The organism is Burkholderia sp. MSMB1835, from assembly GCF_001526365.1.
Lineage (GTDB): Bacteria > Pseudomonadota > Gammaproteobacteria > Burkholderiales > Burkholderiaceae > Burkholderia.
Map to the genome: position 1 here is coordinate 23,417 of NZ_LOYP01000025.1, position 16,025 is coordinate 39,441.

Genomic DNA, 16,025 nt, shown 5'->3' on the forward strand with positions numbered 1-16,025 from the left:
TCGATAAAAAATGCCGGCGCGGTGGCCGGCAGCGACAGGGCGTCGGGCGGCGCCCGCGAGCGCCGCGCGGGTGGCCCTATGCGGCAAACAGCGCCGCGTATTGATCGGCCGCGAAGCCGAGCGATTTCACGCGGCCGTTGACGACGAGCACGGGGCGCTTGATGACCGACGGCTTGTGGATCATCAGCGCGACCGCGCCGGTCTTCGTTTCGGCGGCGGCCTTCATCGCGTCGTCCAGGCCGCGCCACGTGGTGCCGCGCTTGTTCACGAGCGCGTCGAGCGACACGTCCTTCAGCCAGTCTTCGATCAGCGGCGCGCTGACCCCGAGCTTCTTGAAATCGTGGAACTCGAATTCGACGCCGTGATCGTCGAGCCACACACGGGCCTTCTTCACGGTGTCGCAGTTCGGAATGCCGTAGACGACCACGGTGTGCGGCTTCGCCATCAGTCGCCTCGCAGCAGCTCGTTCAGGCCGACCTTCGCACGCGTCTTCGCGTCGACCTTCTTCACGATCACCGCGCAGTACAGGCTGTGCGAGCCGTCCTTCGACGGCAGGTTGCCGGCGACGACGACCGAGCCGGCCGGGATGCGGCCGTAGCTCACTTCGCCCGTCTCGCGATCGTAGATCTTCGTGCTCTGGCCGAGGTACACACCCATCGAGATCACCGAGTTTTCCTCGACGATCACGCCTTCGACGACTTCCGAGCGCGCGCCGATGAAGCAGTTGTCTTCGATGATGACCGGGTTCGCCTGCAGCGGCTCGAGCACGCCGCCGATGCCGACGCCGCCCGACAGGTGCACGTTCTTGCCGATCTGCGCGCACGAACCGACGGTGGCCCACGTGTCGACCATCGTGCCTTCGTCGACGTAGGCGCCGATGTTGGTGTACGACGGCATCAGCACGACGTTCTTCGCGATGAACGAGCCGCGGCGCGCAATCGCCGGCGGCACGACACGGAAGCCGCCCGCGGCGAAGTCTTCGGCCGTGTAGTTCGCGAACTTCGACGGCACCTTGTCGTAGAACTGCGAATAGCCGCCGGCCGGCATCGGCGCGTTGTCCTCCAGGCGGAACGACAGCAGCACGGCCTTCTTCAGCCACTGGTGCACGGTCCAGTTGCCGTCGATTTTCTCGGCGACGCGCAGGGCGCCCTTGTCGAGCTGCTCGATCGCGTGAGCGACGGCTTCGCGGACGTCGGCGGGCGCGGCCTTCGGCGACAGCTCGGCGCGGTTTTCCCAGGCGGTATCGATGATTTGCTGAAGTTGTTGCGACATGTTCGTTTTCGCAGGAGATGGATGGAATTGATCGGGATGGACGATTACCGCGCGAGAGCGCGGCAGAAATCGACGATGCGTTGCGCGCCCTCGACGCATTCGGGGGTGCCCGCGACGAGCGCGATCCGGATGAAATCGCGGCCCGGATTCGTGCCGTGCGCGTCGCGCGCCAGATACGAGCCGGGCAGAACCGTCACATTATAGTCGGCGTACAGGCGGCGGGCGAACTCGGTGTCCGACAGGCCGGTGCGCGCGACGTTGGCCCACAGGTAGAACGCGGCGTCGGGCAGTTTCACGTCGATCACGTCGGCGAGCATCGGCGTGACCGTATCGAACTTCTGCACGTACAGCGCGCGGTTCTCGCGCACGTGCGCCTCGTCGTTCCACGCGGCGATGCTCGCGTGCTGCCAGACCGGCGACAGCGCGGCGCCGTGGTACGTGCGGTACAGCAGGAATTGCTTCAGCAGCGCGGCGTCGCCGGCGACGAAGCCCGAGCGCATGCCCGGCACGTTCGAGCGCTTCGACAGGCTCGACAGCATCACGAGCCGCTCGAAGCCGCGCCCGAGGCGGTGCGCGGCCTCGAGGCCGCCGAGCGGCGGCGCCGCTTCGTCGAAATAGATTTCCGAATAGCACTCGTCGGACGCGATCACGAAGCCGTGGCGGTCCGACAGCGCGAACAGCTCGCGCCAGTCGTCGAGCGTCAGCACGGCGCCCGTCGGGTTGCCGGGCGAGCACACGTACAGGAGCTGCGTACGCGCCCACACGTCGTCGGGCACGGCCGCGTAGTCGCACGCGAAGTTGCGCGCCGGGTCGCTGTTCGCGAAATAGGGTTCGGCACCGGCCAGGAGGGCCGCGCCTTCGTAAATTTGATAGAACGGATTCGGACAGAGTACGATCGCTTTCTTGCCGTCCGCGCGCGGCCGTGCGTCGATCACGGTCTGCGCGAGCGAGAACAGCGCCTCGCGCGAGCCCGACACCGGCAGCACCTGCGTGGCCGGATCGATCGCCGGCAGCCCGTAGCGGCGCTCGAGCCAGCGCGCGATCGACGTGCGCAGCGCGTCCGAGCCGGCCGTGGCCGGGTACGACGCGAGGCCGTCGAGCGCGGCCACCACGGCGTCGCGGATCAGCGCCGGCGTCGCGTGTTTGGGCTCGCCGATGCCGAAGCTGATGGGTTTGAGGTCGCCGGAAGGCGTCACGTCCTTGAACAGGGCGCGCAGCTTTTCGAAGGGATAGGGCTGGAGCGAGTCGAGTCGAGGGTTCACGGGCGAAGCGGCCATCGCGGCCGGTTGGAGCGAAAGAAGCGGCGGGCGCGCCGCGCGGCTGCGAACGGGCGCGGCGGGCGCGCGGGTCGCAGCGAACGATTATAACGTGACGAAATGCGGTCACGGCCTGCCGGCGCGGCGGCTGGGCCGGTCGAATAAAGGGTATCGAATCAAATGAACAACGCGGTACGCGGCAGCCTGCCGACGCTGGCCATCCTGATCGGCGCGTCGGTATGGGGCCTGATCTGGTATCCGCTGCGGATCCTCGCGTCGCTCGGCGTGACGGGCACGCTCGCGAGCGCGCTGACGAGCCTCGTCGCGTTCCTGTTCGTGATCGTCGCGCGGCACCGCACGATCGCGACGCTGCGCTGGCACTGGGTGCTGCCGGGCATCGCGGTGACGGCCGGCGTGACGAACCTCGGGTTCGTATGGGGCACGATCCACGGCGAGGTGTTGCGCGTGATGCTGCTGTTCTACCTGACGCCGGCCTGGACCGCGATCTACGCGCACTTCCTGCTGCGCGAACGGCTGACCTGGGCGGGCGCAGGGCTGGCTGCGCTGTCGATCGGCGGCGCGATGCTGATGCTGTGGTCGCCGGCGCTCGGCTTGCCGCTGCCGGCCAACCCGGCCGAATGGGCGGGTCTCGCGGCCGGGCTGAGCTTCGCGATGAGCAACGTGCTGGTGATCAAGGCAAGCCGCGAGCTGCCCGACATGCGCGCCGAAATGCGCACCGCGACGCTGTTCGGCGGCGCGGCCGTGTTCGGCGCGATCGCGTCGCTGTTCGAAGGGTTGCCGGCCGTGCCGGCGAGCGCTCAGCTGGGCGTGGCCGCGCTGATCGTCGCGGCGATCGGCGTGACGATGGCGTCGAACAACCTGCTCGTCCAGTACGGCCTCGCGCGCGTGCCGGCGAACCGCGCGTCGATCATCATGCTGTTCGAGATCGTGATCACCGCGCTGTCGGCGTGGGTGTTCGCAAACGAGCTGCCGAGCGCGCGCGAGTGGGCGGGCGGCGCGTGCATCGTGCTGGCGACGCTGCTGTCGAGCCGGGTCCATCGCGCCGCGCCGGCACCGGACAAACCCGGCGACGGTCGGGACGGCGCACGCGCGATGGTATGATGGAAGCCGTTTGCGGGGCCCAACGCTGGATGCGCGCGGCCCCGTTTTTGAATTCCGGGGCGCGTGGCGCGCAGGGGCTCTCCGGCCCCGCGCCGGGCGGCCCCGTCCGTTTCACACCTTCTTCACATCCGATACCGCCGTGCGTCTGAGCTCGATCAAACTCGCTGGCTTCAAATCCTTCGTCGATCCCACGCATTTCCAGGTTCCGGGCCAGCTCGTCGGCGTGGTCGGCCCGAACGGATGCGGCAAGTCCAACATCATCGATGCCGTGCGCTGGGTGCTCGGCGAGTCGCGCGCGTCCGAGCTGCGCGGCGAATCGATGCAGGACGTGATCTTCAACGGTTCGACCGCCCGCAAGCCCGGCAGCCGGGCCAGCGTCGAACTGATCTTCGACAACTCCGACGGCCGCGCGGCCGGGCAGTGGGGCCAGTACGGCGAGATCGCCGTCAAGCGCGTGCTGACGCGCGACGGCACGTCGAGCTACTACATCAACAACCTGCCGGCGCGCCGCCGCGACATCCAGGACATCTTCCTCGGCACGGGCCTCGGGCCGCGTGCGTACGCGATCATCGGGCAGGGCATGATCGCGCGGATCATCGAGGCGAAGCCGGAAGAGCTGCGCGTGTTCCTCGAGGAAGCCGCCGGCGTGTCGAAGTACAAGGAACGCCGCCGCGAAACCGAGAACCGCCTGCACGATACGCGCGAGAACCTGACGCGCGTCGAGGACATCGTGCGCGAACTCGGCGCGAACCTCGAGAAGCTCGAGGCGCAGGCGGTGGTCGCGACCAAGTACAAGGAACTCGTCGCCGACGGCGAGGAGAAGCAGCGCCTGCTGTGGTTGCTGCGCAAGAACGAGGCCGCCGGCGAGCAGCAGAAGCAGCAGCGCGCGATCGAACAGGCGCAGATCGACCTCGAAGCGCAGACGGCGAAGCTGCGCGAAGTCGAGGCGCAGCTCGAGACGCTGCGCGTCGCGCACTACTCGGCGAGCGACGCGATGCAGGGCGCGCAGGGCGCGCTCTACGAAGCGAACGCCGAGGTGAGCCGCCTCGAAGCCGAGATCAAGTTCATCGTCGAATCGCGCAATCGCGTGCAGGCGCAGATCGCCGCGCTGAACGCGCAGCGCGAGCAGTGGCGCGCGCAGGCCGAGAAGTCGCAGGACGAACTCGAGGAAGCCGAAGAGGCGCGCGCGATGGCCGACGAGAAGGCCGCGCTCGCCGAAGACAACGCGGCCGCGAAGCACGATGCGCTGCCGGCGCTCGAAGCGAAGTGGCGCGACGCGCAGGCGCAACTCAACGACGAGCGCGCGCGGATCGCGCAGACCGAGCAGTCGCTGAAGCTCGAAGCCGCGCACCAGCGCAACGCCGACCAGCAGCTCCAGCAGCTTCAGCAGCGCCACGAGCGCCTGAAGAGCGAAGCGGGCGGGCTGGATGCGCCCGATGAAGCGCAGCTCGAGGAGTTGCGCATGCAGCTTGCCGAGCAGGAAGAGATCCTCGCGCAAGCGCAGGCACGTCTGAGCGATGCGCAGGAGGCGCTGCCGCGCCTCGACGGCGAGCGCCGTGCCGCGCAGGAGCGCGTGCAGGCCGAGAGCGCGCAGATTCACCAGCTCGAGGCGCGGCTCGCCGCGCTCAAGCAGCTGCAGGAGAACGTGCAGACCGAAGGCAAGATCCAGCCGTGGCTCGACAAGCACGAACTCGGCGCGCTGCCGCGTCTGTGGAAGAAGCTGCACGTCGAGGCCGGCTGGGAAGCGGCGCTCGAGGCCGTGCTGCGCGAGCGTCTCGCCGCGCTCGAAGTATCGAATCTCGACTGGGTGAAGGCGTTCGCGACCGATGCGCCGCCCGCGAAGCTCGCGTTCTACGCGCCGCCCGCGGCCGGCGAGCCGCCCGCGGCGGTGGCCGGGTTGCGGCCGGTGCTGTCGCTCGTGCGCATCGACGACGCGGGCATCCGCGCGGTGCTGAACGACTGGCTCGGCAACGTCTATGTCGCCGACGACGTCGCGCAGGCGCTCGCGACGCGCGCGCAGTTGCCGGCAGGCGGCGCGTTTGTCGTCAAGGCCGGCCATATCGTCACGCGCGTCGGCGTGCAGTTGTACGCCGCCGATTCGGAGCAGGCCGGGATGCTGGCCCGCCAGCAGGAAATCGAAAACCTGGCGCGCCAGGTGCGTGCGCAGGCGCTGCTCGCCGACGAGGCGCGCACGGCTGCCGTGCGTGCGGAAGCCGCGCACACGCAGGCCACGCAGGCGCTCGGCGACGTGCGCGCGCAGGCCGAGCGTGCGACGCAGCGCGTGCATGCGCTGCAGATGGACGTGCTGAAGCTCGCGCAGGCGCACGAACGCTATACGCAGCGCAGCACGCAGATTCGCGAGGAACTCGAGGAAATCGGCGCACAGATCGAAGAGCAGCGTGCGCTGCGTGCCGAGTCGGAAGCGAATTTCGAGCGCTTCGACGGCGAGCTCGCGGAACTGCAGGCGCGTTTCGAGGACAATCAGCTCGCATTCGAGTCGCTCGACGAATCGCTGACGCAGGCGCGTCAGGAAGCGCGCGACCTGGAGCGCGGCGCGAACGACGCGCGCTTCGCCGCACGCAACGCGGTGACGCGGATCGACGAACTCAAGCGCACGATCCAGGTGGCGCACGAGCAGAGCGAGCGCGTCGCCGCGTCGCTGGAAGACGCGCGCGCCGAACTCGAGACGATCAACGAGCAGACCGCGCACACCGGCCTGCAGGACGCGCTCGAGATTCGCGCGGTGAAGGAAGAGGCGCTGCAGGCCGCGCGGATCGAGCTCGACGACCTGACCGCGAAGCTGCGCGCGTCGGACGAGCAGCGGCTCGTCGCCGAGCGTTCGCTGCAGCCGCTGCGCGACCGCATCACCGAGCTGCAGTTGAAGGAGCAGGCCGCGCGCCTGTCCGTCGAGCAGTTTGCCGAACAGCTCGCGGCCGCCGAGGTCGACGAGGCCGCGCTGGCCGCGAAGCTGACGCCGGACCTGAAGCCGTCGTATCTGCAGGGCGAAGTCACGCGCCTGAACAACGCGATCAATGCGCTCGGCCCGGTCAACATGGCCGCGCTCGACGAGCTGAAGGCCGCGAGCGAGCGCAAGGTGTTCCTCGATGCGCAATCGGCCGACCTGATCGACGCGATCACGACGCTCGAGGACGCGATCCACAAGATCGACCAGGAAACCCGCACGCTGCTGCAGGGCACCTTCGACGAGGTCAACCGTCATTTCAGCGACCTGTTCCCGCGCCTGTTCGGCGGCGGCCAGGCGAAGCTGATCATGACGGGCGACGAGATTCTCGATGCCGGCGTGCAGGTGATGGCGCAGCCGCCCGGCAAGAAGAACGCGACGATTCACCTGCTGTCGGGCGGCGAGAAGGCGCTGACCGCGACCGCGCTGGTGTTCGCGATGTTCCAGCTGAACCCGGCGCCGTTCTGTCTGCTCGACGAGGTCGACGCGCCGCTGGACGACGCGAACACCGAGCGTTTCGCGAATCTCGTGCGCGCGATGTCCGACAAGACGCAGTTCCTGTTCATCTCGCACAACAAGATCGCGATGGAAATGGCGCAGCAACTGATCGGCGTGACGATGCAGGAGCAGGGCGTGTCGCGGATCGTTGCGGTGGACATGGAAACCGCCGCGGGTTTTGCCCAGAATTGACGTTTGACGAAACCGGACCGCGTTCGCGCGGCGCATGGGCGCCCGTTCGCGGTCCCGACGAAAAAGAATTGCTGATGGAGCGTGCATGGACGAGTTGACACTCGGTTTGATCGGCGCGGGCGCCGTCGTGGTGGGCGGCGTCGTGGTCTACAACGCATGGCAGGGCGCGAAAGTGCGGCGCAGGATGCCGCGCCCGATGCCGGAGGAAGCGACCGAGGCGATGAACCGCCCCGAGCGCGACGAAGAGCTGCCGTTCATCGAACCGGTGCGTCAGCCGGTGCGCCGCGAACCCGCGGCACCGATCGCGACGGCGACGGCGACCGCGGCCGACGCCGCGCGCGTCGAGCCGACGTTCGGCGGGGCCGCCGGCGGGGCGGCGCCGGCCGATATGCCGGCCGACCTGCAGGCCGAGGCGACGGGCGTCGACACGTCGTCCGAATCGACCGAACCGGCTGCCGGTGAAGAAGCCGTGCCCGCCGCCGCACGCGAAGCGGCGGCCGAATCGGCCGAGCCGACCGAACCGGTGATGCCGGCCGCGACGACGGTCTCGTCGGCGCCGCCCGCGATCGTCGACCGCCGGATCGACTGCATCGTGCCGATCCGCCTCACCGGTCCGCTGCCGGGCGACAAGATCCTGCCGGCCGCGCAGCGGCTGCGCCGTGCGGGCAGCAAGCCCGTGCATATCGAAGGCAAGCCGGAAGGCGGCCAGTGGGAGCTGTTGCAGAACGGCGTGCGCTATGAAGAGCTGCGCGCGGCCGCGCAGCTCGCGAACCGCAGCGGCGCGCTGAACGAGCTCGAATTCTCCGAATTCGTGACGGGCGTCCAGCAGTTCGCCGACGCGATCGACGGCGCGCCGGAATTCCCGGACATGATGGAAACGGTCGCGATGGCGCGCGAGCTCGACGCGTTTGCCGCGCAGTGCGATGCACAGCTGTCGATCAACGTGATGTCGGACGGCGCGCCGTGGTCCGCGAACTACGTGCAGGCGGTCGCTTCCCAGGACGGGCTGCTGCTGTCGCGCGACGGCACGCGCTTCGTGAAGCTCGACGCGAAGCAGAACCCGGTGTTCATGCTGCAGTTCGGCGATACGAACTTCCTGCGCGACGACCTGACGTACAAGGGCGGCAACATGATCACGCTGGTGCTCGACGTGCCGGTGGCCGAAGAGGACATCCTGCCGTTCCGGCTGATGTGCGATTACGCGAAATCGCTGTCCGAGCGGATCGGCGCACGCGTCGTCGACGATTCGCGCCGGCCGCTGCCCGAGTCGACGCTGCTCGCGATCGAGCAGCAACTGATGAAGCTGTACGCGAAGCTCGAGGAGGCCGGCATCCCGGCCGGTTCGCCGGTCACGCGGCGCCTCTTCAGCCAGTAACGCGACGGCGCGGACGGCGAGCTGCGGCGCCGTCGTTCGCCGCTGCGGCGCGCACCGTTTCGTGTGCGCCGCAGCACGTCATCGGGCCCGCATTGCGTGCCCCGCCGCGGCGTCAAACTGAGATAATCGGGTATCCGATTTTTTCAGAACGAATCTGCCGCCAGCATGGCCCGAACCCAAGCCGAACCGCCAGCCAGCCAGCCCGATGCGCGTGCCGCGTGGCTGCGCGACCAACTCGAGCGGGCGAACTACGCCTATTACGTGCTCGACCAGCCGGATCTGCCCGACGCCGAATACGACCGGCTGTTCCGCGAGCTGCAGCAGCTCGAGACCGACCATCCCGAACTCGTGACGCCCGATTCGCCGACGCAGCGCGTCGGCGGCGAAGCGGCCGGCGGCTTCACGCCGGTCGTGCACGATGCGCCGATGCTGTCGCTGAACAACGGTTTCGCCGACGAGGACATCGTCGCGTTCGACAAGCGCGTCGCCGACGCGCTGGCCAAGACGACCGATCTCGCCGGCTCGGTGACGGACCCCGTCGAATACGCGTGCGAACTGAAGTTCGACGGCCTCGCGATTTCGCTGCGCTACGAGCGCGGCGTGTTCGTGCAGGCATCGACGCGCGGCGACGGGACGACGGGCGAGGACGTGACCGAGAACGTGCGCACGATCCGCTCGATTCCGCTGAAGCTGAAGGGCAAGCACGTGCCGGCCGTGCTCGACGTGCGCGGCGAGGTGCTGATGTTCAAGCGCGATTTCGCACGCCTGAACGAACGTCAACGCGCGGCCGAGCAGCGCGAATTCGCGAACCCGCGCAACGCGGCGGCGGGCAGCCTGCGCCAGCTCGACCCGAAGATCACCGCGCAGCGTCCGCTGTCGTTCTTCGCGTACGGGATCGGCGTGCTCGACGGCATGCCGATGCCCGACACGCACAGCGCGCTGCTCGACTGGTACGAGGCGTTCGGCCTGCCGGTGAACCGCGAGCGCGCGGTCGTGCACGGCGCCGAAGGCCTGCTCGGCTTCTTCCGCAAGGTCGGCGAGAAGCGCGATGCGCTGCCGTACGACATCGACGGCGTCGTCTACAAGGTCAACCGGCGCGACGAGCAGGAGCGCCTCGGCTTCGTGTCGCGTGCGCCGCGCTTCGCGCTCGCGCACAAGTTTCCCGCGCAGGAAGCGCTGACGAAGCTCGTCGCGATCGACGTGCAGGTCGGCCGTACCGGCGCGATCACGCCGGTCGCGCGTCTCGAGCCGGTGTTCGTCGGCGGCGCGACCGTGACCAACGCGACGCTGCACAACGAAGACGAAGTGCGTCGCAAGGACATCCGGATCGGCGACACCGTGATCGTGCGCCGCGCGGGCGACGTGATACCGGAAGTTGTCGGCGCGCTGCTCGACCGGCGCCCGGCGGATGCGGCCGAGTTCGTGATGCCGACCGAATGCCCGGTGTGCGGCTCGAAGATCGAGCGCCTGCCGGACGAGGCGATCGCGCGCTGCACGGGCGGGCTGTTCTGCCCGGCCCAGCGCAAGCAGGCGCTGTGGCATTTCGCGCAGCGCCGCGCGCTCGATATCGACGGCCTCGGCGAGAAGATCATCGACCAGCTCGTCGAGCTGAATCTGGTGCGTACGCCGGCCGACCTGTTCAATCTCGGCTTCGCGACGCTGGCCGAACTCGACCGGTTCGCCGAGAAGTCCGCGCAGAACCTGCTCGACTCGCTCGAGAAGGCGAAGCATACGACGCTCGCGCGCTTCATCTACGGGCTCGGCATCCGCCATGTCGGCGAATCGACCGCGAAGGATCTCGCGAAGCATTTCGGCTCGCTGACGCCGATCATGGACGCGTCGATCGAGGAACTGCTCGAAGTCAACGACGTCGGGCCGATCGTCGCCGAGTCGATTCACCAGTTCTTCGCGGAAGAGCACAACCGCACGGTGATCGAGCAACTGCGCGCGCCGGGCAAGGTCACGTGGCCGGAAGGGCCGCCCGCGCCGAAGGCGCCGCAGGGCGTGCTCGCCGGCAAGACCGTCGTGCTGACGGGCACGCTGCCGAATCTCACGCGCGATGCGGCGAAGGAGATGCTCGAAGCGGCGGGCGCCAAGGTGGCCGGTTCGGTATCGAAGAAGACGGACTACGTGGTCGCGGGCGCCGAAGCCGGCAGCAAGCTCGCGAAGGCCGAGGAACTCGGCATCCCCGTGCTGGACGAAGACGGTCTGCACCAACTCCTGGAGGGCAATACGCCATGATTCGCGAGATCCTGAAGATGGGCGATCCGCGCCTGCTCGAAATCGCGCAGCCGGTCGAGCGGTTCGATACGGCCGAGCTGCACGAGATCGTCGCGGACATGTTCGAGACGATGCACCATGCGAACGGCGCCGGGCTGGCCGCGCCGCAGATCGGCATCGGGCTGCAGATCATCATCTTCGGCTTCGGCAACAACAACCGCTACCCGGATGCGCCGCCGGTGCCCGAGACCGTGCTGATCAACCCGAAGATCGAGTACATGCCGCCGGACATGGAAGAGGGTTGGGAAGGCTGTCTGTCGGTGCCGGGTATGCGCGGCGTCGTCAGTCGCTACGCGAAGGTGCGCTACAGCGGCTTCGACCAGTTCGGCGAGAAGATCGATCGTGTCGCCGAGGGGTTCCACGCGCGCGTGGTCCAGCACGAATACGATCACCTGATCGGCAAGCTGTATCCGATGCGGATTACCGACTTCACGCGCTTCGGCTTCACCGAGGTGTTGTTCCCGGGGCTCGATCCGGCCGACGACGACTGATTGGCCGCGCTTCCCGGAAAAGAAAAAAACCCGCGCGAGCGGGTTTTTTCTTGGCGGGCGCACGTTGCGTGCCCGAGGTCAGAACGTCTCGTCGGCGGACAGGTAGCGCCATTGGCCTTGCGGAAGCGCGCCGAGCATCACGCGGCCCATCCGCACGCGCTTCAGGCCGATCACGTCGAGGCCGACCAGTTCGCACATGCGGCGGATCTGGCGCTTCTTGCCTTCGCGCAGCACGAACCGCAACTGCTCGCCGTTCTGCCAGCTCACCAGCGCGGGCTTCAGCGCGACGCCGTCGAGCTCGAGACCGTGACGCAGCTTCGCGAGCGATTCCGCGGGGAAGTGCTGGTCGATGTCGATCAGGCGTTCGCCGAAGCGCACGCGCACCAGGTATTCCTTGTCGATGTCCGACTGCTCGCCGATCAGCTGCTTCGCGATCACGCCGTTCTGCGTCAGCACGAGCAGGCCGGTGGAGTCGATGTCGAGACGGCCGGCCGGTGCGAGCGCATGCAGGTGCTGCGGCGAGAAGCGCACCGGCGAATGATCGCCGCTCCAGCGGTTCGCGCGCGTGATCAGCACGGCCGCCGGCTCGTAGCCGTCTTCCGCCTGGCCCGACACGTAGCCGACCGGCTTGTGCAGCAGGATCGTCACTTGCGCGGCCTGCGCGGCGCTCGCGCGCTCGTCGATCTCGATCTTCTGGTCGGCGCGCACCTTGGTGCCGAGCGTGTCGATGCGTTCGCCGTCGACGAGCACCCAGCCCTTTTCGATCCATTCGTCGGCTTCGCGGCGCGAGCACATGCCGAGTTCCGACATCCGCTTCGACAGGCGCATCAGGCCCGTTTCGTCGCCGTAGTCGACGTCGGCCGCCGCGCGCTTGACGGGTTGCGCGGTCTTTACCGCGCCGAACGAACGGCGGTCGCCGTCGCGCGCGGGGCGGGCCGGGCGGTCGCCGAAGCTGCGCTTCGCGCCTTTGCCGGCCGCGTTGTCGCGGTAGGACGGACGCTTGTTGTCGTCAGCGCCTGCTGCGCGGCGGGGACGCGCATCGTCGTCGCTGCGGCGCGGCGGACGATCCGACGACGTGCGACGGTCGCCGAAGCTGCGCTTCGCGCCTTCGCCGGTCGCGTTGTCGCGGTAGGACGAGCGCTTGCCTTCGTCGGCACCCGCACGACGCGGCCGTGCAGCGTCGTCGCTGCGGCGCGGCGGGCGATCGGACGGCGTGCGACGGTCGCCGAAGCTGCGCTTCGCGCCTTCGCCGGCCGCGTTGTCGCGGTAGGACGGGCGCTTGCCTTCGTCGGCACCCGCACGACGCGGCCGTGCATCGTCATCGTTGCGGCGCGGCGGGCGATCGGACGACGTGCGACGGTCGCCGAAGCTGCGTTTCGCACCTTCGCCGGCCGCATTGTCGCGGTAGGCCGGGCGTTTGCCTTCGTCGGCACGCGCACGACGCGGCCGTGCATCGTCGTCGCTGCGGCGCGGCGGGCGATCGGACGACGTGCGACGGTCGCCGAAACTGCGCTTCGCACCTTCGCCGGCTGCGTTGTCGCGGTAGGCCGGGCGTTTGCCTTCGTCGGCACCCGCACGACGCGGCCGTGCATCGTCGTCGCTGCGACGCGGCGGGCGATCCGACGACGTGCGGCGATCGCCGAAGCTGCGCTTCGCGCCTTCGCCGGCTGCGTTGTCGCGATACGGGGCTCGCGGGCCGCGTTCGGCACCGCCGTCACGCGGCGCACGCTGGGCCGGTGCGCGATCCGCACCCGCGCGTTCGGCGCCTGCGGCGCCGCGCGGCTTGAACGAGCGTTCGCCGGCGGCTGCCGCGGGCGCCTTCTTCGGGCGGGCCGGCTTGTCTGCGGCGGGCGGCGCAGCGGGGCGCACCGCCTTGCGGGCGACGAGGCTGCCGGAGCGGACAGGGCCGCGAGTCGGCGACGCCGGCTTCGGATTCTTGACGGTTAATTTGGTGCGCATAAACGCTGGGATTCATTCAGACTGCGATCGCGCGCAGCAATTCGGTTTCGAGCTGGATCTGCAGGCGATTGTCGGACAGGCCGGCGCCCGCGAGCAGGAAGATGTCTTCGACGCGCTCGCCGAGCGTATTGATCCGCGCCGCATGGACGCCGATCCGATGTTCGGCGAGTACGCGCGCGATCGAATAGAGAAGGCCCGGCCGGTCGTTGGCCGACACGGACAGGATGTAGTACTGACCGCGCTCGTCGGCCCGCAGGTCGACGCGCGGCGTGATCGGAAACGTCCGGGACAGCCTCGACAGGCGGCCCTTCGACGGCTCCGGCAGCGGTGCGGTTTCGGCGAGCCGGGTCGCGAGCTGCTGTTCGACGAGATTCGCGATGTCGCGGTAGCGCACGTCGCGTTCGGTCTGCGTGACGATGAAGTTGTCGAGCGCATAGCCGTGCCGCGTCGTGCTGACGCGCGCATCGAGCACCGACAGCCCGTTGCGGTCGAAATACGCGCAAATGCCCGCGAACAGGTCGGGGCGGTCCTTCACGTACACGAGCACCTGCAGCGCGTCGCCGATCGGCGACGGCCGCGCGCGGACGATCGCGGTTTCGGCGTTCACGTGCCGGTACAGCACGCGCGTCTGCCATGCGATGTCGGCCGCGTCGTGACGCAGGAAGAAGCCGACGTCGAGCTGATCCCACAAGGCGCGGTGCGCGTCCTCGGGCACGGTTTCCAGGCGCAGCAGCGCGAGCGCCTGCTCCTGCCGCGACTTCAGCTCCGAATGCGCGTCGGGATTCGCGCCGCCGAGCACCGCGAGCGTGATGCGGTAGAGATCCTCGAGCAGCTTGCCCTTCCACGTGTTCCACACCTTCGGGCTCGTGCCGCGGATATCGGCGACGGTCAGCAGGTACAGCGCGGTGAGATACCGTTCGTTGCCGACGACCTCGGCGAAGCGCTTGATGACGTCGGGGTCGCTCGTGTCCTGTTTTTGCGCGACCTGGCTCATCGTCAGGTGATGCTGGACGAGCCACACGATCAGCGCGGCATCGTCGCCGGCGATGCCGTGCTCGCGGCAGAAGCGCCGCGCGTCGGCCATGCCGAGCGTCGAGTGATCGCCGCCGCGGCCTTTCGCGATGTCGTGGAACAGCGCCGCGACATACAGCACCCACGGGCGCTCGAAGTTGCCGATCAACTGGCTGCAGAACGGATATTCGTGCGCATGCTCGGCCACCGCGAAGCGGCGGATGTTGCGCAGCACCATCAGGATGTGCTGGTCGACCGTGTACACGTGGTACAGGTCGTGCTGCATCTGCCCGACGATGCGGCGGAAATTCAGCAGGTAGCGGCCGAGCACGCTCGTCTGGTTCATCAGCCGGAACGCGTGCGTGATCCCTTCGGGTTGCTGCAGGATCCGCATGAACGTGGCGCGGTTCCGCGGATCGCGGCGCCACGCGTTGTTCATGATTTCGCGCGAGTTGTACAGCGCACGCAGCGTGCGGGCGGACAGGCCCTTCACGCCGCGCGTCGTTTCGTACAGCAGGAACGCTTCGAGGATCGCGTCGGGATGGCGTTCGAACACGCCGTCGTCGACGATCTCGAGCATCCCCTGTTTCTCGACGAAGCGATCGGCCGACAGCACGCGCGTGATGCCGCTCGTCGCGGGGAAGAGCTGCGCCTCGATGTTCTGGATCAGGATCGTCGCGAGCTGCGTGACTGCTTTCGCGGACCAGTAATAGCGGCGCATCAGCTGTTCGCTCGCGCGCTTGGCCTGCGTCGGCTGGTAGCCGAAGCTTTCGGCGGCTTGCGTCTGGAGGTCGAACACGAGCATGTCCTGACGGCGCCCGGCGATCACGTGCAGCCGCGCGCGCAACGTCTTCAGGAAGCCTTCGTTGCGGCGCAGCTCGCGCGCTTCGCGGTCGGTGATGAGGCCGCGCGTGTCGAGTTCGCGCCAGCTGCTGCCGAAGCCGGCCGCGCGCGCGATCCACAGGATGGTCTGCAGGTCGCGCAGCCCGCCGGGGCTTTCCTTCACGTTCGGTTCGAGGCTGTACGGCGTGTCCTGGAACTTCGCGTGGCGCTGACGCATCTCGAGCACCTTCGCGGTGAAGAACGCGCGTGCGTCGAGCGCTTCGTGATAGCGCACGGTGAAGCGCTCGAACAGCGCGGTGCTGCCGACGATGCGGCGCGCTTCCAGCAGCGAGGTCTGCACCGTGACGTCCTGCGACGCTTCTTCGATGCACTGCGCGACCGTCCGCACGCTGCTGCCGATCTCGAGGCCGAGATCCCACGCCATTCCGATGAAGCGCTCGATGCGCGCGTCGAGCGCCGGGTCGTGCGCATCGGGCAGCAGCACGAGGATGTCGACATCGGAATAGGGCGCGAGCTCGCCGCGCCCGTAGCCGCCGACGGCGACGAGCGCGAGCGACGCGGGCAGCCCGCATTCGTCCCACACGCGCTTCAATGCATCGTCGGTGAGTTTCGACAGCGCGTGCATCAGCGACGCGACGTTCGCCGCGCGGCGAAAGCGCTCGAGCAGCTCCGTCTTGGCGGCCTTGAATTCGGCGCGCCGCGACAGCGCTTCGGGCGAGGGGGCAGCGTGAGCGCTCATGGGCGGCCGTTCGGGTGCGGAGGTG

The 16,025-nt window shown here is 68.6% G+C and carries 10 protein-coding genes; 5 read left to right on the forward strand and 5 right to left on the reverse strand.

What is annotated here, in order from left to right; all coding sequences use genetic code 11:
• Window positions 1–76: 76 nt before the first annotated feature.
• Genes WS96_RS10735 through dapC form a run of 3 tightly spaced genes read right to left on the reverse strand, consistent with a single transcriptional unit; the run spans window position 77 to window position 2,549 of the window.
• Window positions 77–445, reverse strand: coding sequence for an ArsC family reductase (locus tag WS96_RS10735; RefSeq protein ID WP_034207673.1), 369 nt, complete (start codon window positions 443–445; stop codon window positions 77–79).
• Entirely contained in the window at window positions 445–1,272 is an 828-nt protein-coding gene (gene dapD, locus WS96_RS10740; RefSeq protein ID WP_006478479.1) for a 2,3,4,5-tetrahydropyridine-2,6-dicarboxylate N-succinyltransferase, read from the reverse strand. Before dapD ends, WS96_RS10735 begins: the two co-directional genes overlap by 1 nt.
• Window positions 1,273–1,316: 44 nt before the next feature.
• Entirely contained in the window at window positions 1,317–2,549 is a 1,233-nt protein-coding gene (dapC, locus tag WS96_RS10745) for a succinyldiaminopimelate transaminase (protein WP_059832436.1), read from the reverse strand.
• 159 nt (window positions 2,550–2,708) lie between these two features.
• Between dapC and WS96_RS10750 the strand changes: the two genes are divergently transcribed.
• The 5 genes from WS96_RS10750 (at window position 2,709) to def (ending at window position 11,448) form a co-directional block, all read left to right on the forward strand.
• Window positions 2,709–3,650 (forward strand): DMT family transporter, encoded by a 942-nt coding sequence (locus WS96_RS10750; RefSeq protein ID WP_034207671.1) that lies wholly within the window; start codon window positions 2,709–2,711, stop codon window positions 3,648–3,650.
• Window positions 3,651–3,789: 139 nt separating this feature from the next.
• Window positions 3,790–7,302, forward strand: a complete 3,513-nt coding sequence (smc, locus tag WS96_RS10755; RefSeq protein ID WP_059832439.1) for a chromosome segregation protein SMC — start codon at window positions 3,790–3,792, stop codon at window positions 7,300–7,302.
• An 85-nt stretch (window positions 7,303–7,387) separates the two neighbouring features.
• Window positions 7,388–8,677, forward strand: a complete 1,290-nt coding sequence (locus WS96_RS10760; RefSeq protein ID WP_059832440.1) for a cell division protein ZipA C-terminal FtsZ-binding domain-containing protein — start codon at window positions 7,388–7,390, stop codon at window positions 8,675–8,677.
• A gap of 165 nt (window positions 8,678–8,842) precedes the next feature.
• On the forward strand, window positions 8,843–10,918 hold the full coding sequence (ligA, locus tag WS96_RS10765; RefSeq protein ID WP_059832442.1) for an NAD-dependent DNA ligase LigA: 2,076 nt from the start codon (window positions 8,843–8,845) through the stop codon (window positions 10,916–10,918).
• On the forward strand, window positions 10,915–11,448 hold the full coding sequence (gene def / locus WS96_RS10770; RefSeq protein WP_034207668.1) for a peptide deformylase: 534 nt from the start codon (window positions 10,915–10,917) through the stop codon (window positions 11,446–11,448). Before ligA ends, def begins: the two co-directional genes overlap by 4 nt.
• Window positions 11,449–11,526: 78 nt before the next feature.
• On the opposite strand, the gene WS96_RS32195 is transcribed toward def, so the two are convergent.
• Window positions 11,527–13,407, reverse strand: coding sequence for a pseudouridine synthase (locus WS96_RS32195; protein WP_082720239.1), 1,881 nt, complete (start codon window positions 13,405–13,407; stop codon window positions 11,527–11,529).
• Window positions 13,408–13,423: 16 nt separating this feature from the next.
• A complete protein-coding gene (locus WS96_RS10780; RefSeq protein WP_059832443.1) occupies window positions 13,424–16,000 on the reverse strand; it encodes a [protein-PII] uridylyltransferase in 2,577 nt (858 codons plus the stop codon).
• Between the last annotated feature and the right edge of the window lie 25 nt (window positions 16,001–16,025).